Genomic DNA, 26,738 nt, shown 5'->3' with positions numbered 1-26,738 from the left:
GCATCGAACGGGAGAAGCAGGCCCTGCGCGACCCCGGCACCGACGCCCCGCTGCCGTATGTCACGCAGGCCCTGTCCGACGCCGCCGGCCCGTTCGTGGCGGCCTCGGACTGGATGCGCGCCGTCGCCGACCAGATCCGCCAGTGGGTCCCCGGCTCGTACACCACCCTCGGCACCGACGGGTTCGGCTTCTCCGACACCCGCCCCGCCGCCCGCCGGTACTTCAACGTCGACGCCGAATCCATCGTCGTCGCCGTCCTGTCCGCCCTCGCCGGCGAAGGCACCCTCGACCGCTCCAAGGCCGTCGAGGCCGCCAACCGGTACCGCATCGACGACGTCCGCGCCGCGGCCGTCTCGTACACGGACACCGGCAGCGCGTAACGCCGAGATCCTCCCCACCGCCGCCCGTGTGTCCGTCGGACTACACGGGCGGCGGTGGGCGTAGGTTCTTGACTATGGTCGAGCAGAGTCCGTTGGTCTCCCGCAGACGACAAACCCGGGATCCGTTGCCCGACGCACTGTTGCGTCGCGTCAAACAGTTCTCCGGTCGCCTCTCGACCGAGGCCGTCACGACGATGCAGGATCAACTGCCGTTCTTCGACGACCTCGATGCCGCTCAACGCTCCAACGTGCAGTTGCTGGTTCAGACGGCGGTCGTCAACTTCCTCGAGTGGCTCAAGAACCCGGACAGCGACATCCGGTTCAGCCTGGACGCGTTCCAGGTGATTCCGCAGGATCTCGCGCGCAGGCTCACCCTCAGCCAGACGGTGGACATGGTCCGCGTGGCGATGGAGTTCTTCGAGCAGTGGCTCCCGGCGCTCGCCCGCAACGACCAGCAGCTGATCGCCCTCACCGAGGCCGTCCTCCGTTACGGCCGCGAACTGGGTTTCGCGGCCGCCTCGGTGTACGCGAGTGCCGCGGAGTCCCGCGGTGCGTGGGACACCCGGCTCGAGGCACTCGTGGTCGACGCCGTGGTCCGTGGTGACACGGGTTCGGACATGTTGTCGCGGGCGGCGACCCTCAACTGGGACGCCACCGCCCCCGCCACCGTCATCGTCGGCACTCCCCCCGAGGACGAACGGGTCTCCGTCGTCGGCACGGTCCACACCATCGCGCAGAAGCACGGTCGCGCCGCCCTCGCCGTGGTGCAGGGTTCGCGGCTCGTGATGGTCGTCAGCGGCGAACTCCAGGAGGGGTCGGGGCACTCGAGTTTCATGACCGACCTGCTCGGCAAGTTCTCGGACGAGCCGGTGATCATCGGGCCGACCACGCCGACGCTGGGTGCGGCGCACTTCAGTGCCGTCGAGGCGCTCGCTGCGATGCAGGCGGTCGCCGGCTGGCGGGGCGCCCCTCGGCCCGTTCACGCCGCCGAGTTGTTACCCGAGCGCGCACTGCTCGGGGACAACGCCGCGGTCACCGCTCTGAACGACCATCTGGTCGCGCCGCTGGCGGCCGCCGGAGGTGTTCTCACCGACACTTTGGACGCATATCTCGACTGTGGAGGTGCGGTTGAGACTTGTGCCCGGCAGCTGTTTGTTCATCCAAATACTGTGCGGTATCGACTCAAGAGAATCGCCGATGTCACCGGTCGCGATCCGACGAATCCGCGGGATGCGTATGTACTCAGAGTGGCCGCCACGGTGGGTCGATTGACACATTCCCATAACGAACCCATATCACGTTTAACACCAGTCACACCCTTCCCATTCGGAGAAGCAGGGCTGTAACGAACGTCTGTCCAGATTCGATGCGAGGACCCCACGTGCAATTTTGTGGGAACCCAACAAATCCGCCGACAAAGGTTCATCCGCAACGACATCTCGCAGCACGCCGTTGACGGTGTTCTCTTGAAGAGTGATTTCGTTGCTCGCCCCGGGTCAGGGCTCTCAGACTCCCGGCATGCTCATCCCTTGGTTGGAGCTGCCGGGTTCTCATGACCGTGTCGCACTGTGGTCGAAGGCTGCCGGCCTCGACCTCGTCCGCCTCGGTACCACCGCGACAGCGGAGGAGATCACCGACACGTCGGTGACTCAGCCTCTCGTCGTGGCCGCCGCACTCCTCGCCTTCGAGGAACTCGACGCGCGTGGCCTGGTTCCCGCAGACACCATCGCGGCCGGGCACTCGGTCGGCGAACTCGCCGCGGCCGCGGTCGCCGGAGTCCTCTCCGCCGACGACGCCGTCGCCCTCGCCGCCGTCCGCGGCGCGGAGATGGCGAAGGCCTGCGCACTCGAACCGACCGGCATGTCCGCGGTCCTCGGGGGCGACGAGGCCGAGGTGCTCGCCCGCCTCGACGAACTGGGCCTCGAACCGGCCAACCGCAACGCGGCGGGCCAGATCGTCGCGGCAGGTCTGCTGTCGGCGCTCGAGGAACTCGCGGCCAACCCGCCGGAGAAGGCGCGGGTTCGCGCCCTGCCCGTCGCAGGCGCGTTCCACACCCGGTTCATGGCTCCCGCGCAGGAGGCCGTCACCGTGGCTGCGTCCAAGATCACACCGGGTGAACCCACCCGCACTCTGCTCTCCAACGCCGACGGCGCACCGGTCGCATCCGGAGCCGACGCACTGACTAAACTGGCCGCGCAGGTAACCCGACCTGTGCGTTGGGACCTGTGTACCGCAAGCCTGCGGACCGCTCAGGTCTCCGCGATTGCGGAACTTCCACCAGCCGGAACCCTCGTCGGTATCGCCAAGCGTGAAATGCGCGGCACGCCGACTCTGGCACTCAAGACCCCGGGGGATATCTCCGCGCTAGCCGAACTGACAGAACTCGGCTAGTTTGCTGCGCGCACCTCGGTGCGTGCAGGGCCCGCAGGCGCGGCCGATGGGGACGTGCCTGCACAACTCCAGATACATCTACACCGAATCAGAAGGGAGCCACTCAGTGGCCGCCACCCAGGAAGACATCATCGCCGGACTCGCGGAGATCATCGAGGAGGTCACCGGTATTGAGCCGTCCGAGGTGACCATCGAAAAGTCTTTCGTCGACGACCTCGACATCGACTCCCTCTCCATGGTTGAGATCGCCGTCCAGACCGAGGACAAGTACGGCGTGAAGATCCCCGACGAGGATCTCGCCGGACTGCGCACCGTCGGTGACGCCGTGTCCTACATCCAGAAGCTCGAAGCAGAAGGTGGCGCCGACGCGGAGGCCGTGAAGGCGAAGCTCGAAGCTGCCAAGAACGACGAGGAGTGAGCTCAGCCGTGACTTCCGCCTCGACCAACGGGAAGCAGTTCCCCAACATCGTCGTCACCAGCCTCGCGGCCACGACGTCGATCGCTGGTGACGTGGATGCCACGTGGAAAGGCCTGTTGGCCGGCGAGAGCGGCATCGACACCATCCGGGAAGCCTTCGTCACGGAGAACGACCTTCCGGTGACGATCGGCGGCAAGCTCAAGGTGTCGCCCGACGAGTCGCTGTCCCGGGTCGAGATCCGCCGGATGAGCTTCGTCGAGCGGCTGGCGCTCGTCCTGGGCCGTCAGGTCTGGGAGAACGCCGGCAGCCCGGAGGTCGACAAGGATCGCCTCGGCGTCGTGATCGGCACCGGACTGGGCGGCGGCGAAGCTCTGATCGACGCCGTCGAGAAGATGAAGGCCGGTGGGTACCGCAAGGTGTCGCCGTTCGCCGTTCAGATGGTGATGCCCAACGGTCCGTCGGCCACCGTCGGACTCGAGCTCGGGGCCCGCGCCGGAGTGATCACTCCCGTGTCGGCCTGTTCCTCGGGTTCCGAGGCCATCGCCCATGCGTACCGCATGCTGGTGATGGGCGACGCGGACATCATCGTCGCCGGTGGTGTGGAGGGTTACCTCGACGCCGTGCCGATCGCGAGCTTCGCGATGATGCGCGCGCTGAGCACCCGCAACGACGATCCGAAGGCGGCTTCGCGGCCGTTCGACAAGGATCGTGACGGCTTCGTGTTCGGTGAGGCCGGAGCGATGATGGTCCTCGAAACCGAGGAGCACGCCAAGGCTCGCGGTGCCACCATCCACGCCCGTCTGCTGGGCGCGGGAATCACCTCCGACGGGTTCCACATCGTCGCTCCCGATCCTTCGGGTTCGGGCGCTGCGCGGGCCATGACGAGGGCGATCGAGACTGCCGGATTGACGAAGACGGACATCCAGCACATCAACGCGCACGCCACGGCCACGCCGATCGGTGACACGGCAGAGGCGAACGCCATCAAGGCTGCCGTCGGCAACCATGCTGCGGTGTACGCACCGAAGTCCGCGTTGGGGCACTCGATCGGCGCCGTCGGTGCGCTCGAGGCGGTGCTCACGGTCCTGAGTCTGCGTGACGGAGTCATTCCGCCCACGCTGAATCTCGAGAATCAGGATCCAGAGATCGACCTGGATGTCGTCAAGGGCGAAGCCCGTTACGGCGAGATCGATTTCGCGATCAACAACTCGTTTGGTTTCGGTGGGCACAATGTCGCGCTCGCCTTCGGCCGGGCCTGACAGCCGGTCCTGCTAGCTCGCGGGTGGAGACCCCTTCTCTGAAGGGGTCTCCACCCATCGACAGCCCACCCGGGCCCGCCACAAGGAGGACGCGATGACAATCTTGGCACCCGCGACTAAGTCCGATGCGTCGATCGATCCGCGCGATCCCCTTGCGCGCCTGGAGAAGCTGTTCGACGCCGGGACGGTCGTCCCCCTGCATCCGCGTGACAAGTCCGGTGTGCTGGCCGCGTCCGGCAACATCGACGGTGTCCGCACCATCGCATACTGCTCCGATGCCACCGTCATGGGCGGCGCCATGGGCGTCGAAGGCTGCAAGCACATCGTGACGGCGATCGACACCGCCCTCGAGGAAGACGCCCCGATCGTGGGTCTCTGGCACTCGGGTGGCGCGCGTCTCGCCGAGGGCGTCGAGGCCCTGCACGCCGTCGGACTGGTCTTCGAGGCCATGGTCCGCGCGTCCGGCCGCGTCCCACAGATTTCCGTCGTCCTCGGCTTCGCGGCCGGCGGTGCGGCGTACGGTCCTGCGCTGACCGACATCGTCATCATGGCGCCCGAGGCCCGCGTCTTCGTCACCGGACCGGACGTGGTCCGCAGTGTCACCGGTGAGCAGGTCGACATGGTGTCCCTCGGCGGTCCCGACACGCACACGAAGAAGTCGGGTGTCGCGCACATCGCCGCCCACGACGAGGGCGACGCCCTGCACCGGGCACGCCGCCTGGTGTCGATGTTCTGCGAACAGGGCGAGTTCGATCAGGCCGCGGCCGCGCACGGCGACACCGATCTCCGCGCGCTCATGCCCGAGTCGGCGAAGCGCGCCTACGACGTCCGCCCGATCGTTCACGAACTTCTCGACAACGTCGAGGGCGAGTCGAGTTTCGAGGAACTGCAGGGCAATTACGCCCGCAGCATCGTCACCGGTCTCGGACGCCTCGGCGGCCGCACCGTCGGAGTCATCGCCAACAACCCGCTCCGCCTGGGTGGCTGCCTGAACTCGGAGAGCGCCGAGAAGTCGGCTCGTTTCGTCCGGCTGTGCAACGCATTCGGCATCCCGCTCGTGGTGGTCGTGGACGTGCCCGGCTACCTCCCCGGTGTGAGCATGGAATGGGAAGGCGTCGTGCGTCGCGGCGCCAAGCTGCTCCACGCGTTCGCCGAAGCGACCGTTCCCCGCGTGACGGTCGTGACCCGCAAGATCTACGGCGGTGCCTACATCGCCATGAACTCCCGCGCGCTCGGCGCCACCGCCGTCTACGCGTGGCCCGATGCCGAGGTCGCCGTCATGGGCGCCAAGGCCGCTGTCGGCATCCTGCACAAGCGCGCCCTGGCCGCAGCGCCGGAAGACGAGCGTGAGGCCCTGCACGAGCGTCTGGCCGTCGAGCACGAGAGCATCGCCGGTGGCGTCGACCGCGCCGTCGCGATCGGTGTGGTGGACGAAGAGATCGACCCTGCCAAGACGCGCAGTGTCGTCACCGCCGCCCTCGCCGCCGCTCCCTCCAGCCGCGGCGACCACAAGAACATCCCGCTGTGATCTGAGCTCTGGTCGAGAGAAGGCCCCCGCCGTTGTTGTGGCGGGGGCCTTTTCGCGTCCGTGAGCGGGGTGTCAGCCGACGTCGCGGCGCAACCAGGTGACCTCGGCGCCTTCTCCGCCGCTGCGGAACGGCTCGAGAGCCTCGTCCCACGCGGTTCCGAGTGCGTAGTCCAGTTCGGCGGCGATGTCGCCGCCCGCTTGCATCAGTGCCCGTAGCCGCATCTCCCCCACGACGACATCGCCGTTTGCGCTGGTGGAGCCGTGCCACAGACCCATGCCGGGCACGTGGCTGTACCGTTCGCCGTCCACGCCCTCACTGGCGTCCTCGGTGACCTCGAAGCGCAGCATCGGCCAGGCGCGGAGCGCGTTGACCAGCCGTGAGGCGGTGCCGACAGGCCCCACCCAGCTGGTGGTCGCGCGCAGAACGCCGTTGGAGGCCGGCTGCGAGGTCCATTTCAGGTTGGCTCGGCAGTCGAGGGTCGCGGTCAACGCCCATTCGATATGGGGGCACAACGCGGCGGGCGACGAGTGGATGTAGACAACACCAGCCGTCGCGTCCGCGAACTGATTCAATGCGCGCACTCGAGCCTCCTGCTTCGACGAGGGACGTCTTCCCCAACGGCCTCAGTCGGTGTGTGCAGCGGGCTCGGTTGACCAGTGTGCCTTGTGATGCCTGTGTTGCGCCAGTGATTCGAGCAATCGGTGTGTCATCGTCTTCTGCGTTCCGAGAGGATACCGTCGCTCAGCTCGGTCCACAGGGGCTTGGCCCAGTCGCCGAAATCCCGGTCCGTCAATGCGACGCACGCCAGTCCGGCGGCCGGATCGACCCACAGGAAGGTGCCGGACTGCCCGAAGTGGCCGAACGTCCGCGGCGAGTTGCCGGTGCCCGTCCAGTGCGGGCTCTTGCCCGAACGAATCTCGAATCCCAGACCCCAGTCGTTGGGCCGCTGTGAGCCGTATCCGGGCAGGATTCCGTCCAGCCCGGGAAACTGCACGGAGGTGGCGTCCGCGAACGTCTGAGGCGAAATGAGGGCCGGGCGGAACAGTTCTGCTGCGAACCGGCCGAGATCGCCCGCCGACGCCTGCGCTCCGTGGCCGGCGGGCCCGACGAGCGCGGACGCGCTCATGAACAGTGGGGCGAAGACGGATTCCGCGACGTAGTCGGCGAAATCGATCGACGTCTCGGCGGTGAGGAAGTCGGCGAGCACCTCGTAGCCGGCGCTCGAGTAGATCCGCTTGCGCTCCGGTGCCGTCTGTACCCGGTTCGCATCGAACGCGAGACCCGACGCGTGCGCCAGCAGGTGACGCACGGTCGAGCCCTCCGGGCCCGCGGGCTGGTCGAGTTCGACGGCCCCCTCCTCGGTGGCCACCAGGACTGCGTACGCGCAGAGCAGTTTGGTCACCGAGGCCAGGGGGAAGACGCGCTGCTGGTCGCCGTACTCGCCGATCACCCCTTCGTCGTGCGACAGGACCACCGCCGCAGCGTTGTCCACGGGCCATCGGGCAATCTGATCGAGACTCTGCACCCGGTCAGCCTACGAGAGCGGCCCGCGGTCGGCTGCGGCGAGCCGTCACCAGTCGGCTTCGGTGTACCGGATGACGCCGCGAATGTTCTTGCCGTCGAGCATGTCCTGATACCCGTCGTTGACACCTTCGAGGGTGTAGGTGCGGGTGATCATGTCGTCGAGGTTCAGCTGCCCCGACTTGTACATGGCCAGCAGGTTCGGGATCTCGACCCGGGCGTTTCCGCCGCCGAAGATGGTGCCCTTCAGGTCCTTCTGCAGCATCGAGAAGAGGAACAGGTTCAGCTTGACGTCCATGTCGGTCATCGCACCCATGGCCGTGACGACGCACGTGCCGAACTTGCTGGTGAGCAACAGTGCTTCCTCGACGTATTCGCCGTGCATCTCCCCGACCGTGATGATCGTCTTCTGCGCCATCAACCCGTTGGTGAGCGCGATGATCGGCTCGATTGCGGCCGCGGCACTCTCGAACGCGTGGGTGGCCCCGAACTTCAGTGCCTGTTCCCGCTTCCACGGCACCGGGTCGATGGCGAAGATCTGACGAGCCCCGGACGCCACCGCGCCCTGCAGTGCGCTCATGCCGACGCCGCCGACCCCCATGATGACGACGGATTCGCCCGGCTTCACCTCCGCCATCCGCGTCGCCGAACCCCAGCCGGTGGGTACGCCGCAGCCGACGAGGGCGGCGACGTCGAACGGAATGTCCTTGTCGATCTTCACGACCGACGTCTCGTGCACGACCATGTAGGGCGAGAACGTCCCGAGGAGACACATCGGGATGACGTTTTCGCCGCGCGCGTGGATGCGGAAGGTGCCGTCGCTGATCGCCAGCCCGCTCAGGAGTCCCATTCCGAGGTCACAGAGATTCTGGTGTCCGGCCGAGCACGCCGGACAGCGTCCGCAGGCGGGCACGAACGAGAGCACGACGTGGTCGCCGACCTCGAGGTCCTTCACCTCCGGCCCCAACTTGGTGATGACGCCGGACCCTTCGTGACCGCCCATCACCGGGAAGGACGCCATCGGCATCGAACCGGTGACGATGTGGTGGTCGGAGTGGCACATTCCGGCGGCTTCCATGCGAATCTGCACCTCGCCCGCAACCGGATCACCGATCTCGATCTCCTCGACCGACCACGGCTCGTTCAGGCCCCACAGGATCGCACCCTTGGTCTTCATGTGACTTCCAACCCTTCATTCATGTCTGCGCATCTGCTGATGTGACGATAGACACAAACGGTCCGAATTGGAACACGTTCTACCGAATCGGGTCCGGCAATCCGAAACTGTTACCCCGACACGTCGTGGAGATGGTGGATCGGATCGTGGACGAAGTACTTGGCCAGCGACTCCACCGTGAACGATGCGCCGTCGCTCCGCCGCCCGGTCCGCACCCGGAATTCCGGCGCGACGGCCTCGAAGGCGTCCGCCACCGCCGCACCGGCCGCACGCAGCTCGGCGTCCACGACGGCCGGATCCTGCTCGTTGTAGCGCCCGGCGACCGCGGTCTCGTCCTGATCCCAGTTCGGGAACAGTGGATCCGTCTCGTCGAGCACGATCCGGAGCCGGACGTCGAAGATCCGGAACACGTCGCGAACGTGTGCGGCATACTCGAGCGCCGACCACGTCTGCTCGTCCGGCCGGACCCTCACATCGGGGCGGGTGAGGACCGGCGACCATGCCTCCGCGTTCGCCCGGACCAGCGCCGGAATGTCCTCGTACCGGGTTGCCGCCGAGTCGAACCCGCAGTCGGGGCACGCCCGGTCGAGGACCCAGGTCCAGTTCTTCGTGTCGGGAGTGATCGCCATGGCGGTCATCGTAGAACGGCCACAGGGCCCGCCGTGCGAATGCCGCCCACCGGTACGGTCGCGAGCATGCACGCCACCTTCCTCGGTGTTTCCACGATCCTGTTGTCCGACGGCGAGACGTCGCTGATGACGGACGGGTTCTTCTCCAGGCCGCCGCTCCTGCGCTCGGTACTCCGGCCGCTGCGCCCCGACGGTGCCGCCGTCGACCGGGCCCTCACGCGAACTCGAACCGACCGCCTCGCCGCCGTCCTCGTCGCGCACTCGCACTACGACCACGCGATGGACTCCCCCACGGTTGCGGAGCGCACCGGTGCGGAACTCGTCGGTTCGCCGTCGACGCGTCACATCGCCGAGGGTTACGGGTTCGCGATGGACCGGTTCCGGACGATCCAGGTGCGAACTCCCGTGAGGTACGGCGCATTCGAGGTGACGGCTCTACCCGCCGAGCACAGCCCCCGGGCGAAGTTCCCGGGCACGATCGAACACGCGGTGCACCCACCGGCATCGATCGGCGAATACGCGCAGGGCGACTGCTTCTCGTTCCATTTCGCGCACCCCGACGGCCGCGTCCTCGTCCACGCCAGTGCGAACTTCGTTCCCGGCGCGCTCGACGGATACGACGCCGACACCGTCTATCTCGGCATCGGCACACTCGGCAAGCAGTCCGACCGCTTCCGCCGCGACTACTGGGACGCACTCGTGACCCGGACCGGCGCACGGCGGGTGATCCCGATCCACTGGGACAACTTCTGGAAGCCACTCGACCGGCCGCTGACACCGCTCCCCCGCTTCGCCGACAACTTCCGGCGGTCCCTGCGGTTTCTCACCGAGAGAGGCCTGGCCGAAGGTGTCGACGTGCAACTCCCGGTTGCCTGGGAACGAGTCGATCCGCTGGCCTAGTCCGGGCTTCGCTCGCTCAGAGCTTGTAACCGATCGTCCGGAGCAACGCCTTGCGGTCGGCGACGTCGGCATCGGTCTCGACACCGGCGGGTGGGCGTCCGTCGATCACGCCGGCGATGCCCCGGCCGAGTTCCGTCTCGGCCACGATGATTTCGAGGGGGTTGGCGGTGGCGCAGAAGATGCCGCACACCTCCGGCACCTGCTTCAGCGTGTTCAGGACGTTGACCGGGTAGCCGTCCTCCAGGAACACGAAGAACGAGTGTCCCGCGCCGACCGCGACGGCGTTGCGGGTGGCCAACTCGACGAGACGGTCGTCGTTGCCGGAGCAGCGCACGAGGCGAGGACCCGAGGCCTCGCAGAACGCGACACCGAACCGGAGGTGCGGGCTCACTCCGACCAGGGCCTCGTGCACGTCCTCGACGGTCTTGATGAAGTGGGACTGTCCGACGATCACGTTCATGTCGTCGGGTTTGTCGATCGCCACGATCTGCAGATCCACGATGGCCTCCTCGGATGCCTTTCAGTCTGCCCCGCTCCGGCACGGAGAACAACGACGGAGCGGGCGTTCGACTTCGGGGATCCGCGGACAACGGTGGGGCGGGCGGGGCTCGAACCCGCGACCAATGGATTATGAGTCCACGGCTCTAACCGACTGAGCTACCGCCCCATCGCCGCACTACTCGCGATCGCGGCGTGCCGATGTTACCGTGCGCCCGCCGTGGGCGCGTAGCCGGGACGAAGCCCGCCCTGACAGGACTTTTCGTGGTCGGCGAACCGAATCGTGTCCCGACGTGGGCACTGCCCCGTCGCCGTGTGTGCGAACGCGTCTTCCGGGGTACGCGGATGTGATCCGCACTGCGGAGGACCACGAGACGGGAGCACAGGATGAGCGTCGAACGACCAGGACCCGAACCGGACGATGCACCGGCGCTCGACGACGGAGGGGGCGTTCGGCCGGGTGACACGCCACCGGATGCCGGCCAGACCTCGGGGTTGTCGCATCCGCAGCCGATGCCGGGCCGGACGGTGCCGATCCTCGCGTTCATCGTGGTGGGTCTACTCGCGGTCGCGGCCTTCTTCGTCGCCCGCGTGTTTGCGTTGTTCGACTGAGGTGACCGGCGCGGACGCGTCTGCGACGAGTTCGTACCGTCGCCCGTACGTTTCGACGAGGGCCTGGATCGCGGCGACCACCGGCACCGACACCAGGGCGCCGACCGGGCCGAACAGCGAGGCGCCCACGATCACCGATCCGAACGCGACCGCGGGGTGGATCGAGACCGTCGCGGAGGTGATGCGCGGGTGCAGCACGTAGTTCTCGATCTGCTGGTAGACGGTCCCGAACACGATCACCCACACACCGTCCATCGGCTGGGACGCCGCTGCGATGATTGCGGGGAGGGCGATCGCGAGGTAGGTGCCCAGGGTGGGGACGAACTGCGAGACGATGCCGGTCCACAGCGCCAGCGGCAACCAGTAGGGCACGCCGATCGCCACGAGGAAGATGCCCGTGGCGACCGAACTCACCGCAGCGAGGATCAGCCGTGACACCACGTATCCGCCGGCCTTCTCGACCGAGATCTCCCACACCACCGAGATGGCCCGCTGTTGCCGCGCCGGGAACCAGCTCGAGATTGTGCGGCGAAGGGCAGGCCCCTGCGCGGACATGTAGAACACGAACAGCAGCAGCGTCAGCATCTGGAACACGACGCCGAGCAGCGACGACAACACACCCAGAACTCCCGGTGTGAACCGCTCGGCGAGGTCTCGGATGGTCTCGGGTGTGAGGTGGATCAGATCCTCGCCGGTCGCGAAGTCGGTGTCGAACACGCGATTGGACCAGTCGGTGACCGAGGACAACGCACCCGGCAGGGCCTTGAGGAGCTGGGCGAGTTGCTGGGCGAGCAGTGTCCCGAAGAGTGCCAGGAACCCGATGGCGAAGACGAACAGCGCGAACAGGACGAGCCCGGTGGCGGCTCCGCGCCGCAACCCCCGGCGCTCGAGCCAGTCGACGACCGGTTCGATGGTGATACTGAACAACCACGCGAGGAACAGCAACCCCAGAAAGCTCCGCAGGTTGACGAACAGCCACCCCGACAACTGGTAGGCGGCGACGGCCAGCAGGACGTAGAGGATCGAGGGCAGAAGCCACCGCGGGGCGTCGCCTGTGCCGAAGCGCCCGATCGACCCTGTCCGCCCGGTTTCGCGGCCGTCCTCGCTCATCGCACACCCCGCGATCGATTGCTGCCGATACAGCGGGAATGTACTCGCCCCGGAGGGTGCACCTGTCCGAATTGGCCGGGCGCAGCAGAAAACCCCGCCCGGATGAACCGGACGGGGTTTCGGTGCTCCCCCGGCTGGACTCGAACCAGCAACCGTCCGATTAACAGTCGGAAGCTCTGCCAATTGAGCTACAGGGGATTATTCTGCTGTGCTCGCCGTTCCCGGTGATGCGAGAGAAACTGTAGCGCATAGCCCCACCCCAGTACCAAATCGCCTGCCTGTCGACGCATCAGGCAGGATGGGTGCAGGTCGTTGTGCGTCGGGAGGAAGCGGGAATGATGCGGTTGTTGATCGGTATCGCTGCGGGGTACGTGCTGGGTACGCGAGCAGGACGTGTGCGCTACGAACAGATCAGCCGGGCCACCAAGGCCGTGGCCACCAGCCCGGCCACGAAGAAGGTGCTGCAGATGTCGCGTCAGAAGCTGTCCGACTCCCTGAACACTCAGCCGAAGCTCGAGCCCATGAAGCCGCTCGACGAGGAAACGACCATCCTGGTTCCCCAGGATCAGCTCAAGAAGAAGTAGACGGCGGCGGCCGGGTCAGCCGGCCATCCCGTCCCGGTTGGTGTCGCCGATCGCCTGATCGAGCAGGCTGCGGCGGTACTGCTCCAGGGCGACGAGGTCGCCGAGCAGCGAATGGAACTCGTCCGACGCCGTGGCCGGTGAAATGCGCTGCAGCTTGGACTTCAGTTCCGCCACCTGCTCCCCCACCCACACCTCCTGCAGGCGTGCGATCACGCCGGAGATGTATCGCGGCACGGTGTCCTCTTCGGCGGGCAACGGCTCGACGGCGAGTTCCGACACGAGCGACGCCGCGGTGACGTCGTCGACACCGCGGCTGACCGCGTCGACCCACTCGCCGCCGCCGAGTCCCGCGCTGGTGCCGCCGGACGCGATCATCGACTCACGGATCACGACGTACGTCGGATGCGTGAACGTCTCCACCGGCAGCGAGTCGAATACGGTGCCCGCGATCGCCGGGTACTGCAACGCACCCTTCAGTGCCTCGCGCTGCGCCCACAGCGTCGGATCGTTCGGCCGGGGCCGGGTGAGCCCGACCGGCAACTGCGGTGTGTCCTGGTCCTCGTCCCGGGCGGCCTTCTTCTTGAGCGGCGCAGGCAGCGACCCGCGGGTGGACGCCCGCTTGCGCGCCTCGTCCCGCACCCGCTGCCGGACGGCGGCGATGTCGTCCCAGCCCACCCAGCCGGACAACTGGACGGCGTAACTGTCCCGCAGCGTCGCTTCCTTGATCTGCGCGACCACCGGCACGGTGCGCCGCAGCGCCTCGACCCGGCCCTCGGCGGTCTCGAGGTCGTGCTCGGTGAGGATCGACTTGACCACGAACTCGAACATCGGTGTGCGACGCGCCACCAGGTCGCGGACGGCGGCGTCACCGGACTTCTGCCGCAACTCGCACGGGTCCATGCCCTCGGGTGCCACGGCGACGAACGTCTGCCCGGCCATCTTCTGGTCACCCTCGAACGCCTTCATCGCCGCGGCCTGGCCCGCGGCGTCCCCGTCGAACGTGTAGATGATCTCGCCGCGAAAGTAGCTGTCGTCCATCAGCAGTCGCCGCAGCATCGCGAGGTGGTCCTCACCGAACGCGGTGCCGCAGGCGGCGACGGCGGTCTTGACCCCGGCCAGGTGCATCGCCATGACGTCGGTGTATCCCTCGACCACCACGGCCTGATGCCCCTTGGCGATGTCGCGCTTGGCGAGGTCGAGCCCGAACAGCACCTGAGACTTCTTGTACAGCATGGTTTCCGGCGTGTTGACGTACTTGCCGGGCATGGTGTCGTCGTCGAACAACTTGCGGGCGCCGAACCCGATGACGTCGCCGGACAGGTTCCGGATGGGCCAGAGCAGGCGCCGGTGGAAGCGGTCGATGTGACCACGCCGCCCGGCTTTCGACAGGCCCGCAGCCTCGAGCTCCTTGACGTCGAAACCCTTGCCCAGCAGGTGCTTCGTGAGGATGTCCCAGCCGTCGGGTGCATACCCGCACCCGAACTGCTGCGCGGCCTGCGCGTCGAAGTTCCGTTCCGTCAGGTAGTCGCGGGCCGCCTGCGCGTCGGGTTCCTGCAGGCGCGCCGAGTAGAACTCCTGCGCGGCCGCGTTGGCCGCGACCAGCCGGGAGCGGGTGCCGCGGTCGCGTTGCACCGAGGTGCCGCCGCCCTCGTACGAGATGGTGTAGTTCAACCGGTCGGCGAGCTGCTCGACGGCCTCGACGAAACTGATGTGGTCGATCTTCTGGAGGAAGGAGTAGACGTCGCCGCCCTCGCCGCACCCGAAGCAGTGGTAGTGCCCGTGATTGGGCCGCACGTGGAACGACGGCGACTTCTCGTCGTGGAACGGGCACAGCCCCTTCATGGAGTCGCCGCCCGCGCGCTTGAGGGAGACGTACTCCCCCACGATGTCCTCGATCCGTGTGCGCTCGCGAATGGCCGCAACGTCACGATCAGGGATTCTGCCAGCCACGAACGACAGTCTAGGCGCTCCGCCGCAGCCCGAACTTCCGCCTCGGGGTCAGCAGTTCGACGGGGCGGGAATCCCGGCGAATCGGTCGCCGAGATAGCCGAATGCGGGACCGGCACCGAGCATGGTGGCGGTGCCGTGGTCGGCGCCCGGGATCACGTCGAACTGCACCGGCACACCCTGTGAGCAGTACCGGGCGACGGTGTTCTGTACCGGCCCGATGGCGACGAGGGGGTCCGCGCTGCCGTGCCAGACGAACATCGGCGTCCTCGGCACTCCCGGATACAGTTCGACGCTGTTCTCGTCCATCACCGAGCGGCCGGACGGATCGGCGAGGATGCCGGGACCGTTGGTCAGGTCGGGTAGCGACTTCCCCGCACCGGCGCCGAGGATCGAATCCGTGCACATGTTGCTCATCTGCGCCCGCAGGGCGAGTCCGTCGCCGTTGAGGCCGTCTCCGAGCGGTGACCGCGTCGGGTATTCACGCTCGAGACCGATGGCGGCCGCGAATCCCAGGCCGAACGCCTGCGAGCGGGTGCTGCCCAGCCGGTCGGCCAGTTCACCGATGTTGACCGGTGTGCCGCCCTGGGCCACGCCCACGATGTTCAGTTCCGGGGCGTAGGTGGGTGCGAGCGCCGCAGCCCAGTTGGTCGCCATGGCGCCGCCCGAATAGCCGGCCAGCCCGACCGGACTGCCACCGAGTCCTGCTTCCGGGAGCCGCTGCGCGGCGCGGACACCGTCGAGGACGAGCCGGCCGCCGAGTTTCGCGGCGCCGTATGCGCTGGTCGGTCCGAGGTGGTCGGGCACGGCGACGGCCCAGCCGCGCGCGAGCAGGGCGTTGAGGGCGGGCCCCTCCTGGATTCCGCCGTTGAACAGCTGATGGGACGGCGCGCACTCGAGCCCGAGCGCGTTGACGAAGGGCTGATAGGACACGAGCGGCCGGTTGGCGGGGGTGCCGCGGGGCACCAGCACCGTGGTGATCGCGGCGATGGGCGCTCCGGCGGAGTTGGTCGACTTGTACTTCACCTGCCAGGCGTCGGCGGTGGGGAAACCGGTGGCGGCGACCGGTCGGCTCGCCAGCACGTCACCGTCGGCGCGTGCCCCGACGTCGGCGGGCGCACCGTAGAACGGGTCGGGGTCCGCGAACGGGTACGCGGGCGCGGCGTGCGCCGCGGGTGGGGCCAGTAGGGCGGCACCGACCGCCACCGCCAGCGCTGCGGACGTCGAACCGATGATCTTGCGCACTGCAGACTTCATCCGGTCTCCCTGACCATTGGGTGCGAGCTGTCTCTAGACCTATTCGTAGCACCGCGGCGGCAGGATGGGTCCGGCTTCCGAACTTTGTCAGCCCCAGCTCGCCTGTGCTCCGAGACTGGACTTGTCGACCCGTTCGAGACGGCTCTCGGTGTAGGAGGCGATCTGGTCGACGACGACCCGGACCCGTGCGGGGTCGTCGGCCGCGGCGTTCCAGGCGGGAATCAGGATGGGGTCGAGACCGGCGGGTGCGGTCGCGAGCAGCCATTCGGCGACGCGGTGCACGCGGTCACGCTGGCGTGCCTGCCGCGCCCGGTGGCCGGCATCCGACATCACGTAGTTCAGTGCGAACGTCTTGAGCAGCGCCACCTCCGCCGCCACCACCGGCGGGACCACCAGGTCGGCGTCGTATCGGGCGACCGGCTTGTCGCCGTGGACGTCGCGGGTCCCGATGATCGCGGCGGTCGCGAACCGGCCTACCAGTTCGCTGGTGAGGTTCTTCAGGGCGACCGAACTAGTGAGCGTGCCGTCGTAGCTGCCCACCTCGACGACGACGGGCAGACGACTCAACCGCGTCGCGGCCTCGACCAGTTCCTCCACGTCGAGGCCCGGGAACTCCGACGCACCGAATTCGGCGAGCGCCCGCTGATCCACCGGATCGGCCAGTGAACGCAGATCGATGCGCCCGTCGATCACGCCGTCCTCGACGTCGTGCACGGAATAGGCGACGTCGTCGGCCCAATCCATGACCTGCGCCTCGAGGCACTGGTGGCCGTCGGGGGCACCCTCGCGGATCCACGCGAGCACGTCGGCGTCGTCGTCGTAGGCCCCGAACTTCGCGCCGGGGCGCGGCCGGGTCCACGGGTACTTGATCGCCGCGTCCAGCGACGCGCGGGTCAGGTTGAGCCCGGCACTGCTTCCGTCGGGGTAGAGCACCTTCGGTTCGAGGCTCGTGAGGATGCGCAGATTCTGGGCGTTGCCCTCGAACCCCCCGCAGCTTTCCGCGACCTCGTCGAGGGCCTTCTCCCCGTTGTGACCGTACGGCGGGTGGCCGATGTCGTGCGCGAGGCCGGCGAGGTCCACCAGATCGGGATCGCAGCCGAGACCGTCGGCGATTCCGCGACCGATCTGCGCAACCTCGATCGAGTGCGTCAACCGTGTCCGCGGAGTGTCACCGTCCCGGGGGCCCACCACCTGGGTCTTGTCGGCGAGTCTGCGGAGCGCGGCCGAGTGCTGGACGCGGGCGCGGTCGCGGGAGAAGACGGATCGGTGTTGCGCGGCCGCGATCTGGCTGCCCGGGATTCCCGCCCGTTTCGGTGCCTCGCGGACCCGGCGGGCGACGTCGTGCGCGGAGTACACGTCGCCGAGGGGTGTCGTGTGTGCTGTCATCGAATGTCTACTGTCCCGCCGTGTAGGGGAAGTCGGCCGAGAAGTGGGTGAGCTGGTACCAGATCAACGCCCCTGTCTCCCGGGCGATTCCGTGCAACTGGGATTCGCGGGTGAACACGGCGGGCCCCTGCCGGGTGGGCGCCGTCCACGCGTCGAGTCCGGCGTCGCGTGCCATCGTCCGCGTCCGCAGCGAATGCCACGGGTCGCTGACCAGGACCGCCGAATCGATGCCCTGCGCCCCCATCGCCTCACTCACCGCCTCGATGCTGAGCAGGGTGTCGGACCCCTCCTCGACCGCGGTGATGCTGTCGGCGGGGACGCCGCGCGAGATCAGATAGTTCTTGCCGGACGCCGCCTCGGTGTACTCGTCGCCCTCCTGTTTGCCGCCGACCGTGATGACCTCGGGGGCCACCCCGCGCTCGTACAGCTTGTACGCCTGCTCGAGCCGGGCCTCGAACACCGACGACGGGGTTCCCGAGTACTGGGCGGCCCCGAGCACGACGATCGCGTCGGCGGCGGACGTGTCGTCGATCCGCGCGACCTGCCACACCCGGACCGCGGTGCCGAGCACCAGCGCGGCGGCGAGGAGGACCACGCCGGCGATGATCCGGCGGGTCCACCGGGCCAGCGTGCCGGCGAACCCCAGGCGCGCAGGACGGCGCGGGAGATCGTGGCGTTCACGGCTCGGTGCAGAATTCACTCCCTGATTCTGCCAGCTGTCGCCGAACTGTCCCGATGACGACTCGCCACACCCGATAGATTTGCTGCCATGCCACTCGCACCGCGCCTCGAGCAGACGCCGTCGTTCCGCTCCCGACTTCCCCGTGCTCGGCGGTTCGCCGCCGTCGGCGCCGTCTCCGCACTCCTGACTCTCGTGGCGATCCTGTTCCCTCCCGCGATCGCCTCGGCGGACGCACCGTTCCGTCTTCCCGGGCAGATCACGGACACCGTCGGCGTGCTCGACGCCGACCAGCAGAGCGACGTCCAGGCCGCGATCGACCAGCTGTACGACGAGCACAAGGTGCGGTTGTGGGTGGTGTACGTGCCCGACTTCAACGGGCTCGGCGCCGGTCCGTGGGCGGATCAGACGGCGCAGGCGTCCTCGCTCGGCGACCGCGACGCCCTGCTCGCGGTCGCGACGGTCGACCGCGAGTACGCCCTCATCGCGCCGGACGGACTGTCGGAGATCACCAGCGACGAGGCCGAGTCGATCCGGGTGGATGCGGTGGAACCCGCCCTGCGCGAGGAGGATTGGGCCGGAGGCGCGATCGCCGCTGCAGGCGGCCTGGGCGACGCGATGACTCCGGGCGAAGGAATGTCGGTGCGCACACTGCTGATCGGCGGCGGTGTGGTCGTCGTGGGTGCGGGTGGCGTGGTGCTGTATTCGCGGAAGAAGAAGCACGACCGCACCCGGGCCGGCGTCGAGGCGGCGCGCAGCATCAGCCCCGAGGACACCGCCGCGCTGACGGCGCTCCCGCTGCCGACGCTGGACGAGCGCGCCAAGGAGGTGCTCGTCGAGACCGACGACGCGCTGCGTACGAGTCAGGAGGAACTCGACCTGGCCCACGGCGAATTCGGCGAGCAGGCCACAGCATCGTTCACGGCGGCGTTCGACACGGCGAAGGCGACGCTCGCGGCCGCGTTCACCGTCCGTCAGCGACTCGACGACGCGATCCCCGAGACCCCGCAGCAGCAACGGGAGATGCTCATCGACATCATCACCTCGTGCGGGCGCGCCGACCGCGAACTCAATGAGCGGGTCCAGGAGTTCGACGGACTCCGGGACCTGCTGATCAACGCCCCCGACCGACTCGACGGGCTCACCCGGGACATGGTCGCGCTGACCGTGCGCATCCCCGATTCCACGCAGACGCTCGCCACCCTGCAGACCGAATTCCCGGCCGCCGCACTCGCTTCCGTCGCCCACAACGTGACGATGGCGGAGGAGCGGCTCGCGTTCGCGGAACGGGCCGTGGCCGACGGACGGGACGCGGTCGCCCTGCCGCCCGGGAAGCAGGGACCGGCGGTGTCGGCGATCCGCGGAGCCGAGGGCGCCCTCGAACAGGCCCGGACGCTGCTCGACGCCGTCGACCACGCCGCGGAAGACATCCGGCACGCCATCGCGACGCTGCCGGCCGCGATCACCGACGTGGAGGCCGGGATCGCGGCCGCCGCCCAGTTCACCGAGCAGGGTGGGGACCGGCTCGCGTCGGCCCGCGCCGCGGCCGAGGCAGCGCTGGCGGCGGCGCGGGCCGCCGCGGACACCGACCCGCTCGGCAGCTTCACCCAGATCGTCAAGGCAGACGCGGAACTCGACGCCGTCCTCGCCGAGGCGCAGGAATCCCGGCAGCAGGCCGAGCGCGCACAGCAGCGTCTCGAGCAGGACATCGTGGCCGCGCAGTCGCAGGTCACGGCGGCGTCGGACTTCATCGGCACCCGACGCGGCGCGGTGGGAGCGGACGCCCGGACCCGCCTCACGGAGGCGCAGCGGCACCTGGCGGGCGCGCAGCAACTCCGCGGCACCGACGCCTCCCGCGCGCTTCAGCACGCCCAGGCCGCGGCCGCCCTGGCGGCCGACGCACTGCGCCTGGCGCAGAACGACGTGAGCCGCTGGGAGTCCCGCCAGCGCCCAGGGCCCGGAAGCGGTGGCGGGAACGCCACCGGCGCGATCCTCGGCGGCATCCTGATCGACAGCATCCTGCGCGGCGGATTCAGCGGCGGCAGCAACTGGGGAAGCCGCGGCTCCGGCGGTGGCCGCAGCAGCGGCCCGCGGTCCTTCGGCGGCCCGAGCAGCTCCGGCCGGATCAGTGGGGGCGGCCGATTCTGACGTCCTCCCGAGTCTTCGTCGCATTCGCGTGCGTCGCGGCCACCGCCTGCGGCGTCCTGTCGGGCTGCGAGAGCGGGGACCCGGCCGAGGACGACGCGATCCCGCTGTCGGCTGAGGCCTATCGCAGCCGGGAGGACGACGCGGCAGGTGGGCGGATTCACGTGCGGATCGCGAACACCGGCGACGCGCCCGTCGCCGTGACATCCGTGGCGTTGGACAGTCCCGGCTTCGAGGCGGCGCCCGCGACCCGGCGCGTGGTCGAACTCGGACCCGGCAACCGGATCGATGTCGAGGCCGAGTACGGCCCGGTGCGCTGCGACCCGTCCCCGGAGCCGGCGTACGCCCTGGTCGGGGTCGCCGATCGGAACGGCTCGCCCGTGCGGGTGCCGCTCGCAGCCCCGTACGACGTCCTCGGCCGAATCCACGACGGCGACTGCGCCGCAGAGGATCTGGCGCGGGCCGTACCGGTGACACTGATCCCGGCGGCGGCTCCTCCCGAGCCGACCGCACCCCTGCCCGCCCAGCTCGTCGTGAGCCGGGGAACGGCGTCGGGTGACATCCGGTTGGACGAGATCGGCGGCAGCGTCCTGTATGCGCTGCACGGCGCGCTGCCCGCCACCATGCGGGCGGGCGAGGACCGGCTGAGCGTCGACATCACGATCGACGCGGCGCGCTGCGACCCCCATGCCCTCGCGGAGGCGAAGAAGCCCTTCGTCTTTCCGCTGTGGATCGCCGTCGGCTCCTCGGCACCGGAATACTCGCGCATCCCGGTGTCCGAGGAGAACCGGCGAATCCTGACGAACTACCTGACCGCGACCTGCGACGCGCGCAGGTGACGGCGGATCAGGAACCGATGAGGCGCTGCGCCAGGTAACCCTCGACCTGGTCGAGCGCGACCCGCTCCTGAGCCATGGAGTCACGCTCACGCACGGTCACGGCGTGGTCCTCGAGCGTGTCGAAGTCCACGGTGATGCAGAACGGTGTGCCGATCTCGTCCTGACGGCGGTAGCGGCGGCCGATCGCGCCGGCGTCGTCGAACTCGACGTTCCAGTGCTGACGGAGCGTCGCGGCGAGATCCTTGGCCTTCGGCGTCAGGTCCGCGTTACGCGACAGCGGCAGCACCGCGGCCTTCACCGGGGCGAGACGACGGTCCAGACGCAGCACGGTGCGCTTGTCGACGCCGCCCTTCGCGTTCGGCGCCTCGTCCTCGGTGTACGCGTCGACGAGGAACGCCATCAGCGACCGCGTGAGACCGGCTGCCGGCTCGATGACGTACGGCGTGTAGCGCTCACCGGTGGCCTGGTCGTAGTAGTTGAGGTCGGTGCCCGAATGCTTCGAGTGGGTCGACAGGTCGAAGTCGGTGCGGTTGGCCACACCCTCGAGCTCGCCCCACTCGCTGCCCTGGAAGTGGAAGCGGTACTCGATGTCGACGGTGCGCTTGGAGTAGTGCGACAGCTTGTCCTGGGCGTGCTCGTACAGGCGCAGGTTGTCCTTGTTGATGCCGAGCCCGGTGTACCAGTCCATGCGGTAGTCGATCCAGTACTGGTGCCACTCTTCGTCCTCGCCGGGCTTGACGAAGAATTCCATCTCCATCTGCTCGAACTCGCGGGTGCGGAAGATGAAGTTTCCGGGCGTGATCTCGTTGCGGAAGCTCTTGCCGATCTGGCCGATGCCGAACGGGGGCTTCTTGCGCGACGTGGTGAGCACGTTCGCGAAGTTCACGAAGATGCCCTGCGCGGTCTCGGGGCGGAGGTAGTGCATGCCCTCTTCGCTCTCGACCGGGCCGAGGTACGTCTTCAACATCATGTTGAAGTCGCGGGGCTCGGTCCACTGACCGACCGTGCCGCAGTCGGGGCAGGCCACGACGTCCATCGGGACGTCGTCCGGGTTGTCGAGGCCCTTCTTCTCCGCGTAGGCCTCCTGCAGGTGGTCCTGACGGTGACGCTTGTGACAGTTGAGGCACTCGACCAGCGGGTCGTTGAACACGCCGACGTGACCGGACGCCACCCACACCTCGCGGGGCAGGATGACGGAGGAGTCGAGGCCGACGACGTCCTCGCGGCTGGTGACCATGTTGCGCCACCACTGCTTCTTGATGTTCTCCTTGAGCTCGACGCCCAAGGGGCCGTAGTCCCAGGCCGACTTCGTGCCTCCGTAGATCTCACCGCACGGGTAGACCAGGCCACGACGCTTGGCGAGATTGACGACGGTTTCGACTTTGGACTTCGGTGCCACTCGGGTGCTCTCCATCTGGGTAATAGATGCATGGTTCACGTGCGCTTTTCGGAGCCCAGCCTATCTGCCCGACCGCGGTCGGTTCACCCACCCGGTTGACATGCGTATTCGTGCATATCAAAATGGAATCGATTTGCAATAAGGTGAGGGTGATCCTCCCGGGCCGACGGCCTCGCGGCCACGGTCCCGTCCATTGTCCGGCACTCCGAAGGAGATCACTGGTGAGCGTCATCGATCCCGGGGATCTGCATCCGTTCGAGGCGGCGGCGCCCGCCCACGTGCCGTCGAAGGAGACCCTTGCGGCGGCCGGCGACATCCTGCGCGCCCTCGCGGCCCCCGTCCGGATCGCGATCGTCCTCCAGCTCCGCGAATCGGAACGGTGCGTGCACGAACTCGTCGGGGCACTCGGAGTCACCCAGCCACTGATCAGCCAGCATCTTCGCGTGCTCAAGGCCGCGGGCGTCGTGCGCGGCGAACGCACCGGACGTGAGGTCCTCTACCGCCTGGTGGACGACCACCTCGCCCACATCGTCGTGGACGCCGTCGCGCACGCCGAGGAAGGATAGAAGCCTTGACCCAGAACACCGGCCAGCGCAAGCCCGTCGTCGTGGGAGTACGCGCCACCAAGCAGCGCAGCGCCATCTCCGCGCTCCTCGACGACATCGAGGAGTTCCGGTCGGCGCAGGAACTGCACGACGAACTCCGCAAGCGCGGCGAGGGCATCGGGCTGACCACCGTCTACCGCACCCTGCAAACGCTCGCCGACGCCGGAACGGTCGACGTCCTGCGCACCGACACCGGTGAATCCGTGTACCGGCGCTGCTCGTCCGGACATCACCATCACCTGGTCTGCCGTGCCTGCGGCTACACCGTCGAGGTCGAGGGGCCCACCGTCGAGCAGTGGTCGCAGTCGATCGCCGACGCACACGGCTTCTCCGACGTCAGCCACACCATCGAGATCTTCGGCGTCTGCAAGGACTGCACCGCAACGCAGTGAGCGTCAGGGGATCAGCCCCTGCCGGGCGGTGTCGGCCCCGCTCAACACGAGAAGCAGCATCGTGGTCAGTGCCTCGTCCTCGAGCCCGGCAGCCGGGAACGTGTAGCGCAGGATGACGTCCGCGAGCCGGCCGTGACCGAACACCGCGATCGAACCGAACTGCAGTGCGCCGTTCCGCTCCGCGACCTTCTTGTGCAGCGACGCGCTGACCGGACGATCCCAGGCCAGCACGCACGTCATCGACAACACATCGAGGCCCTCGGTGAGGGTCATCGCACTGATCGAGCACAGCGCCCCGGCGTACTCGAAACTCAGCGAACCGTCCTCCGCCCGGGTGACGGTGGCGAAGTGCTCGAGCGCGTCCGCCGCCCGCCCGAGCAGCGCGGGCGCCCCGTCGACGGTCATTTCACACCACCGAACCGACGGTCACGCGACGCGTACTCGACACACGCCGCCCACAGGTCCCGGCGGTCGAAATCCGGAAACAGCTTCTCCTGGTACACCATCTCGGCGTAGGCCGACTGCCAGATCAGGAAGTTGGACGTGCGCTGCTCGCCGGACGGCCGGAGGAACAGGTCGACGTCCGGCATGTCCGGCTCGTCGAGGTACCGGGCCACGGTCGCCTCGGTGATCTTCTCCGGGTCGAGTTGCCCCGCCGCGACCCGCCTGCCGATCTCCTTCGCCGCGTCGGCGATCTCCGCGCGCCCGCCGTAGTTGACGCACATGGTCAGGTTCATGACCGTGTTGTGCTTCGTCAGCTCCTCGGCGATCTCGAGTTCCTTGATGACGCTGCGCCACAGCTTGGGACGGCGCCCCGCCCACCGCACGCGCACCCCCATCTCGTGCATCTCGTCGCGGCGACGCCGGATCACGTCGCGGTTGAAGCCCATCAGGAAGCGGACCTCCTCGGGGCTGCGTTTCCAGTTCTCGGTGGAGAACGCGTAGGCCGACAACCATTCGACGCCCATCTCGATGCACCCGCAGACGGCGTCCATCAACACGGCCTCGCCACGTTCGTGGCCCGCGGTCCGGGGCAGTCCGCGCTCCTGCGCCCAGCGGCCGTTGCCGTCCATCACCAGCGCGATGTGCCGGGGCACGAGTTCGGGTTGCAGGCCGGGCGGGCGGGCGCCCGAGGGGTGCGGGTCCGGCGGCCGGATCTGGCGCTCGGCCCCGGAACTATGCGGGGCTCGAGGTTCGCGTCGTCGAATCACGGTCCCCATCCTGCCTGACCGAATCCTCCACCCTTACCGCCGCATGCGGTCGTGCGCGTTCGATCAGCGGGAGGGTGCGGAGTTGCCGTTCGAGGTGCCACTGCAGATGCGCCGCGACGAGACCGCTGGCCTGCCCCCGCAACGACTCGGGCACGTCGTCCGTGCTCGCCCAGTCGCCGCGGAGCAGCGCATCCATCAGGTCGAGGACACCCGGTGACGGCGTGGCGGCGCCCGGCGGTCGGCAATGGACGCACACCGCTCCCCCGGCGGCCACGTGGAATGCCCGGTGCGGTCCGGGGGCGCTGCACCGCGCGCAGTCGTCGAGGGCGGGAGCCCACCCCGCAAAACCCATGGCCCGCAACAGGAAGGCGTCGAGGATCAGCTCGCACGGGCGGTTGTGCTCGGCGACGGCCCGCAGCGCCCCGACCGTCAGGCGATGCAGTTGCGGCGCCGGGGCCCGTTCCTCACCGGCGAGCCGCTCGGCGGTCTCGAGGATCGCGCACGCCGTGGTGTACCGGGAATAGTCGTCGACGATGTCGGTCGCGAACGCGTCGACCGTCTGGACCTGGGTGACGATGTCGAGGTTGCGGCCCGGGTAGAGCTGCACGTCGATGTGCGCGAACGGCTCGAGCCGGGCGCCGAACTTGGACTTCGTGCGGCGCACCCCCTTGGCGACCGCGCGCACCAGACCGTGCTGCCGGGTGAGGAGTGTGACGATACGGTCGGCCTCGCCCAGCTTGTGCTGGCGCAGGACCACCGCATTGTCTCGATACAACCTCACCGGTCCAGTCTCCCACGTCGAGGCGACCACATTCCGCAGGCCGAGCCGGATGCGACGGTCAGGGCTCGGTGCGCCCGTCGCGCACGGCGTCGACGACGTCGCGGACTCCGTCGATGACGAGTTGCGGCTGCTCGATGTTGATGTTGTGGCCGCTGTTCGTGTTCGTGACATGCGTGGCACCCGGGACGAGTTGTGCCAGATCCGCCTGCGCCTTCGGCTGCACGGCGTCGAGGGCCGGGCCGTAGCCGGGATCGATGTCGGCGGGGAGGCTTCCGTTCGCAATGCCCTCCGCGATCTGCGGCGCCACCGAACGGTCGGCGGAGAGGACGACGAGCGGCTGGGGCCGGATCGGTTCGGCGGCGCGGATCTCGTCGAAGCTGCGGACGAAGTCGACACGCTCGAGGTCCGGGTACTCGTCGAGACTGTCCTGCTGCGGGGTGTTGAGCCGCAGGAACTCCTCGAACTGCTCCGGGGGCAGGAGCGTCTGCAGTTCCTCCGACTGCGCGTCGATCAGCACCATGCCCGCCACCTCGTCGGGATGGTTGCCGGCGAAGAGTCTCGCGATCTGACCGCCGTAGGAGTGGGCGGCCAGCACGTAGGGGCCGGGGCCGGCCTCGCCCGTGGCGCCCAGCAGCGACTGGAGGTCGGCGACCGCGTCCGTGGTGGTGATCGGCTGCGGAACCGGGTCGCTGCGGCTCAATGCGTCGTCGCCCAGCACGACCCCGGGCCGGTCGTACGAGCAGACTCGGGTGAACTCGGCGACCCCGTCGAAGGCCGAGGTGCTCGCCGGATCGGCCGTCGTCGTCCACTGATCGGCACCGAACCGGAGACCGGACACGAACACGACGGTCGGTGCGCCTGTGCCCGCACACTCGAGATGGATGTTCCTACCCCCGCCGATGTCGACGGTGCCGGCGAAATTCTCGCTCGTGTCGCCGTCGTCGCTCACTCCGCACGCGGCGACGAGCACCACGACCCCCAGAGTGGGGAGCCACCCCGACAACCGCGGCCACACCGGCACGACACACCTCGAAACCCGTTCGGAAACGCAGACCGCTTCCGGGTGATCCGTACCCCGCTCTCCCCGGA

The 26,738-nt window shown here is 68.4% G+C and carries 28 protein-coding genes and 2 tRNA genes; 13 read left to right on the top strand and 17 right to left on the bottom strand.

Features of this window, described 5'->3' with window-relative positions; translation table 11 throughout:
* The 6 genes from QM841_RS22955 to QM841_RS22930 all read left to right on the top strand — a co-directional run.
* Positions 1-380 (top strand): transketolase-like TK C-terminal-containing protein (locus tag QM841_RS22955; RefSeq protein ID WP_283333670.1); only part of this gene is annotated, 380 nt, incomplete at its 5' end.
* 74 nt (positions 381-454) lie between these two features.
* Complete coding sequence (locus tag QM841_RS22950) at positions 455-1,726, top strand: PucR family transcriptional regulator (protein WP_283333669.1); 1,272 nt, start codon at positions 455-457, stop codon at positions 1,724-1,726.
* Positions 1,727-1,853: 127 nt separating this feature from the next.
* Positions 1,854-2,771 carry an ACP S-malonyltransferase gene (locus tag QM841_RS22945; protein WP_280782461.1) on the top strand — a complete coding sequence of 306 codons (918 nt, stop codon included), beginning with the start codon at positions 1,854-1,856 and terminating at the stop codon, positions 2,769-2,771.
* A 106-nt stretch (positions 2,772-2,877) separates the two neighbouring features.
* The gene (gene acpM / locus QM841_RS22940; protein ID WP_005247839.1) at positions 2,878-3,189 is read left to right on the top strand and encodes a meromycolate extension acyl carrier protein AcpM; all 312 of its coding nucleotides are present in this window, start codon (positions 2,878-2,880) and stop codon (positions 3,187-3,189) included.
* An 8-nt stretch (positions 3,190-3,197) separates the two neighbouring features.
* A complete protein-coding gene (locus QM841_RS22935) occupies positions 3,198-4,448 on the top strand; it encodes a KasA/KasB family beta-ketoacyl-ACP synthase (RefSeq protein ID WP_005247840.1) in 1,251 nt (416 codons plus the stop codon).
* Between the two features lie 94 nt (positions 4,449-4,542).
* The gene (locus tag QM841_RS22930) at positions 4,543-5,976 is read left to right on the top strand and encodes an acyl-CoA carboxylase subunit beta (protein WP_009473915.1); all 1,434 of its coding nucleotides are present in this window, start codon (positions 4,543-4,545) and stop codon (positions 5,974-5,976) included.
* A 72-nt stretch (positions 5,977-6,048) separates the two neighbouring features.
* Here the strand turns inward: QM841_RS22930 and QM841_RS22925 are convergent, their stop codons facing one another.
* The 4 genes from QM841_RS22925 to QM841_RS22910 form a co-directional block, all read right to left on the bottom strand.
* Positions 6,049-6,558 carry a DUF3145 domain-containing protein gene (locus tag QM841_RS22925; protein ID WP_005247843.1) on the bottom strand — a complete coding sequence of 170 codons (510 nt, stop codon included), beginning with the start codon at positions 6,556-6,558 and terminating at the stop codon, positions 6,049-6,051.
* Positions 6,559-6,683: 125 nt separating this feature from the next.
* Positions 6,684-7,502 carry a serine hydrolase domain-containing protein gene (locus tag QM841_RS22920; protein ID WP_280782459.1) on the bottom strand — a complete coding sequence of 273 codons (819 nt, stop codon included), beginning with the start codon at positions 7,500-7,502 and terminating at the stop codon, positions 6,684-6,686.
* Between the two features lie 45 nt (positions 7,503-7,547).
* Positions 7,548-8,675 carry an NDMA-dependent alcohol dehydrogenase gene (locus tag QM841_RS22915; RefSeq protein WP_005247847.1) on the bottom strand — a complete coding sequence of 376 codons (1,128 nt, stop codon included), beginning with the start codon at positions 8,673-8,675 and terminating at the stop codon, positions 7,548-7,550.
* Between the two features lie 110 nt (positions 8,676-8,785).
* On the bottom strand, positions 8,786-9,304 hold the full coding sequence (locus QM841_RS22910) for a DinB family protein (protein ID WP_283333668.1): 519 nt from the start codon (positions 9,302-9,304) through the stop codon (positions 8,786-8,788).
* A 66-nt stretch (positions 9,305-9,370) separates the two neighbouring features.
* Here QM841_RS22910 and QM841_RS22905 point away from each other — a divergent pair, with 66 nt between their 5' ends.
* Positions 9,371-10,204, top strand: coding sequence for an MBL fold metallo-hydrolase (locus QM841_RS22905; protein ID WP_283333667.1), 834 nt, complete (start codon positions 9,371-9,373; stop codon positions 10,202-10,204).
* 16 nt (positions 10,205-10,220) lie between these two features.
* Here the strand turns inward: QM841_RS22905 and QM841_RS22900 are convergent, their stop codons facing one another.
* Together QM841_RS22900 and QM841_RS22895 are read right to left on the bottom strand one after the other, a co-directional pair.
* Positions 10,221-10,703, bottom strand: coding sequence for an adenosine-specific kinase (locus QM841_RS22900; protein ID WP_105415138.1), 483 nt, complete (start codon positions 10,701-10,703; stop codon positions 10,221-10,223).
* A gap of 94 nt (positions 10,704-10,797) precedes the next feature.
* Positions 10,798-10,871 (bottom strand) — tRNA-Ile (locus tag QM841_RS22895).
* Positions 10,872-11,089: 218 nt separating this feature from the next.
* Here QM841_RS22895 and QM841_RS22890 point away from each other — a divergent pair.
* Positions 11,090-11,314 carry a DUF6480 family protein gene (locus tag QM841_RS22890; RefSeq protein ID WP_283333666.1) on the top strand — a complete coding sequence of 75 codons (225 nt, stop codon included), beginning with the start codon at positions 11,090-11,092 and terminating at the stop codon, positions 11,312-11,314.
* Here QM841_RS22890 and QM841_RS22885 read toward each other — a convergent pair.
* Positions 11,261-12,424 carry an AI-2E family transporter gene (locus QM841_RS22885; protein ID WP_283333664.1) on the bottom strand — a complete coding sequence of 388 codons (1,164 nt, stop codon included), beginning with the start codon at positions 12,422-12,424 and terminating at the stop codon, positions 11,261-11,263. The two genes, QM841_RS22890 and QM841_RS22885, sit on opposite strands and share 54 nt — an antisense overlap.
* A gap of 125 nt (positions 12,425-12,549) precedes the next feature.
* Positions 12,550-12,622: transfer RNA gene (locus tag QM841_RS22880), tRNA-Asn, on the bottom strand.
* Between the two features lie 137 nt (positions 12,623-12,759).
* Here QM841_RS22880 and QM841_RS22875 point away from each other — a divergent pair.
* Positions 12,760-13,008: a hypothetical protein gene (locus tag QM841_RS22875; RefSeq protein ID WP_280782455.1), complete on the top strand. Its 249-nt coding sequence runs from the start codon at positions 12,760-12,762 to the stop codon at positions 13,006-13,008.
* A 15-nt stretch (positions 13,009-13,023) separates the two neighbouring features.
* Here the strand turns inward: QM841_RS22875 and dnaG are convergent, their stop codons facing one another.
* The 4 genes from dnaG to QM841_RS22855 form a co-directional block, all read right to left on the bottom strand.
* Complete coding sequence (gene dnaG, locus QM841_RS22870) at positions 13,024-14,958, bottom strand: DNA primase (RefSeq protein WP_283333663.1); 1,935 nt, start codon at positions 14,956-14,958, stop codon at positions 13,024-13,026.
* Positions 14,959-15,006: 48 nt separating this feature from the next.
* A complete protein-coding gene (locus QM841_RS22865) occupies positions 15,007-16,212 on the bottom strand; it encodes a lipase family protein (RefSeq protein ID WP_280782453.1) in 1,206 nt (401 codons plus the stop codon).
* A gap of 87 nt (positions 16,213-16,299) precedes the next feature.
* Positions 16,300-17,598, bottom strand: coding sequence for a deoxyguanosinetriphosphate triphosphohydrolase (locus QM841_RS22860; protein ID WP_105415130.1), 1,299 nt, complete (start codon positions 17,596-17,598; stop codon positions 16,300-16,302).
* Between the two features lie 7 nt (positions 17,599-17,605).
* A complete protein-coding gene (locus QM841_RS22855; RefSeq protein WP_009473925.1) occupies positions 17,606-18,298 on the bottom strand; it encodes a YdcF family protein in 693 nt (230 codons plus the stop codon).
* Positions 18,299-18,367: 69 nt separating this feature from the next.
* Between QM841_RS22855 and QM841_RS22850 the strand changes: the two genes are divergently transcribed.
* Both QM841_RS22850 and QM841_RS22845 read left to right on the top strand, forming a co-directional pair.
* Positions 18,368-20,425: a TPM domain-containing protein gene (locus QM841_RS22850; RefSeq protein WP_283333661.1), complete on the top strand. Its 2,058-nt coding sequence runs from the start codon at positions 18,368-18,370 to the stop codon at positions 20,423-20,425.
* A gap of 161 nt (positions 20,426-20,586) precedes the next feature.
* Positions 20,587-21,261, top strand: a complete 675-nt coding sequence (locus QM841_RS22845) for a hypothetical protein (RefSeq protein ID WP_283333660.1) — start codon at positions 20,587-20,589, stop codon at positions 21,259-21,261.
* A gap of 7 nt (positions 21,262-21,268) precedes the next feature.
* Here QM841_RS22845 and QM841_RS22840 read toward each other — a convergent pair whose 3' ends face one another.
* The gene (locus tag QM841_RS22840; protein WP_005571613.1) at positions 21,269-22,660 is read right to left on the bottom strand and encodes a glycine--tRNA ligase; all 1,392 of its coding nucleotides are present in this window, start codon (positions 22,658-22,660) and stop codon (positions 21,269-21,271) included.
* Positions 22,661-22,881: 221 nt separating this feature from the next.
* Here QM841_RS22840 and QM841_RS22835 point away from each other — a divergent pair, with 221 nt between their 5' ends.
* Both QM841_RS22835 and QM841_RS22830 read left to right on the top strand, forming a co-directional pair.
* A complete protein-coding gene (locus QM841_RS22835; protein WP_009473928.1) occupies positions 22,882-23,226 on the top strand; it encodes an ArsR/SmtB family transcription factor in 345 nt (114 codons plus the stop codon).
* Positions 23,227-23,231: 5 nt separating this feature from the next.
* Complete coding sequence (locus QM841_RS22830; RefSeq protein WP_009473929.1) at positions 23,232-23,657, top strand: Fur family transcriptional regulator; 426 nt, start codon at positions 23,232-23,234, stop codon at positions 23,655-23,657.
* Between the two features lie 3 nt (positions 23,658-23,660).
* Here the strand turns inward: QM841_RS22830 and QM841_RS22825 are convergent, their stop codons facing one another.
* The 4 genes from QM841_RS22825 to QM841_RS22810 are packed head-to-tail and all read right to left on the bottom strand — an operon-like array spanning position 23,661 to position 26,670.
* Positions 23,661-24,062, bottom strand: a complete 402-nt coding sequence (locus tag QM841_RS22825) for a hypothetical protein (RefSeq protein WP_009473930.1) — start codon at positions 24,060-24,062, stop codon at positions 23,661-23,663.
* Positions 24,059-24,868, bottom strand: a complete 810-nt coding sequence (locus tag QM841_RS22820) for an isoprenyl transferase (RefSeq protein WP_037226677.1) — start codon at positions 24,866-24,868, stop codon at positions 24,059-24,061. Before QM841_RS22820 ends, QM841_RS22825 begins: the two co-directional genes overlap by 4 nt.
* Complete coding sequence (gene recO / locus QM841_RS22815; protein WP_283333659.1) at positions 24,834-25,649, bottom strand: DNA repair protein RecO; 816 nt, start codon at positions 25,647-25,649, stop codon at positions 24,834-24,836. Before recO ends, QM841_RS22820 begins: the two co-directional genes overlap by 35 nt.
* 58 nt (positions 25,650-25,707) lie before the next feature.
* On the bottom strand, positions 25,708-26,670 hold the full coding sequence (locus tag QM841_RS22810) for an alpha/beta fold hydrolase (RefSeq protein ID WP_283333658.1): 963 nt from the start codon (positions 26,668-26,670) through the stop codon (positions 25,708-25,710).
* Positions 26,671-26,738: the final 68 nt, after the last annotated feature.

The sequence above is a fragment of the Rhodococcus sp. IEGM 1307 genome (assembly GCF_030056915.1).
GTDB lineage: Bacteria > Actinomycetota > Actinomycetes > Mycobacteriales > Mycobacteriaceae > Rhodococcus_F > Rhodococcus_F opacus_D.
Note: the sequence above shows the minus strand (reverse complement) of the source record. Positions and strands in the feature narration are given on the sequence as shown.

Bases quoted from the DNA above. Each gene is read 5' to 3' on its own strand.
- QM841_RS22950 (WP_283333669.1), top strand. From the start codon at position 455: ATGGTCGAGCAGAGTCCGTTGGTCTCCCGCAGACGACAAACCCGGGAT.
- QM841_RS22930 (WP_009473915.1), top strand. From the start codon at position 4,543: ATGACAATCTTGGCACCCGCGACTAAGTCCGATGCGTCGATCGATCCG.
- QM841_RS22915 (WP_005247847.1), bottom strand. From the start codon at position 8,675: ATGAAGACCAAGGGTGCGATCCTGTGGGGCCTGAACGAGCCGTGGTCG.
- QM841_RS22910 (WP_283333668.1), bottom strand. From the start codon at position 9,304: ATGGCGATCACTCCCGACACGAAGAACTGGACCTGGGTCCTCGACCGG.
- QM841_RS22905 (WP_283333667.1), top strand. From the start codon at position 9,371: ATGCACGCCACCTTCCTCGGTGTTTCCACGATCCTGTTGTCCGACGGC.
- QM841_RS22890 (WP_283333666.1), top strand. From the start codon at position 11,090: ATGAGCGTCGAACGACCAGGACCCGAACCGGACGATGCACCGGCGCTC.
- QM841_RS22885 (WP_283333664.1), bottom strand. From the start codon at position 12,424: ATGAGCGAGGACGGCCGCGAAACCGGGCGGACAGGGTCGATCGGGCGC.
- QM841_RS22875 (WP_280782455.1), top strand. From the start codon at position 12,760: ATGATGCGGTTGTTGATCGGTATCGCTGCGGGGTACGTGCTGGGTACG.
- QM841_RS22865 (WP_280782453.1), bottom strand. From the start codon at position 16,212: ATGAAGTCTGCAGTGCGCAAGATCATCGGTTCGACGTCCGCAGCGCTG.
- QM841_RS22860 (WP_105415130.1), bottom strand. From the start codon at position 17,598: ATGACAGCACACACGACACCCCTCGGCGACGTGTACTCCGCGCACGAC.
- QM841_RS22850 (WP_283333661.1), top strand. From the start codon at position 18,368: ATGCCACTCGCACCGCGCCTCGAGCAGACGCCGTCGTTCCGCTCCCGA.
- QM841_RS22825 (WP_009473930.1), bottom strand. From the start codon at position 24,062: ATGACCGTCGACGGGGCGCCCGCGCTGCTCGGGCGGGCGGCGGACGCG.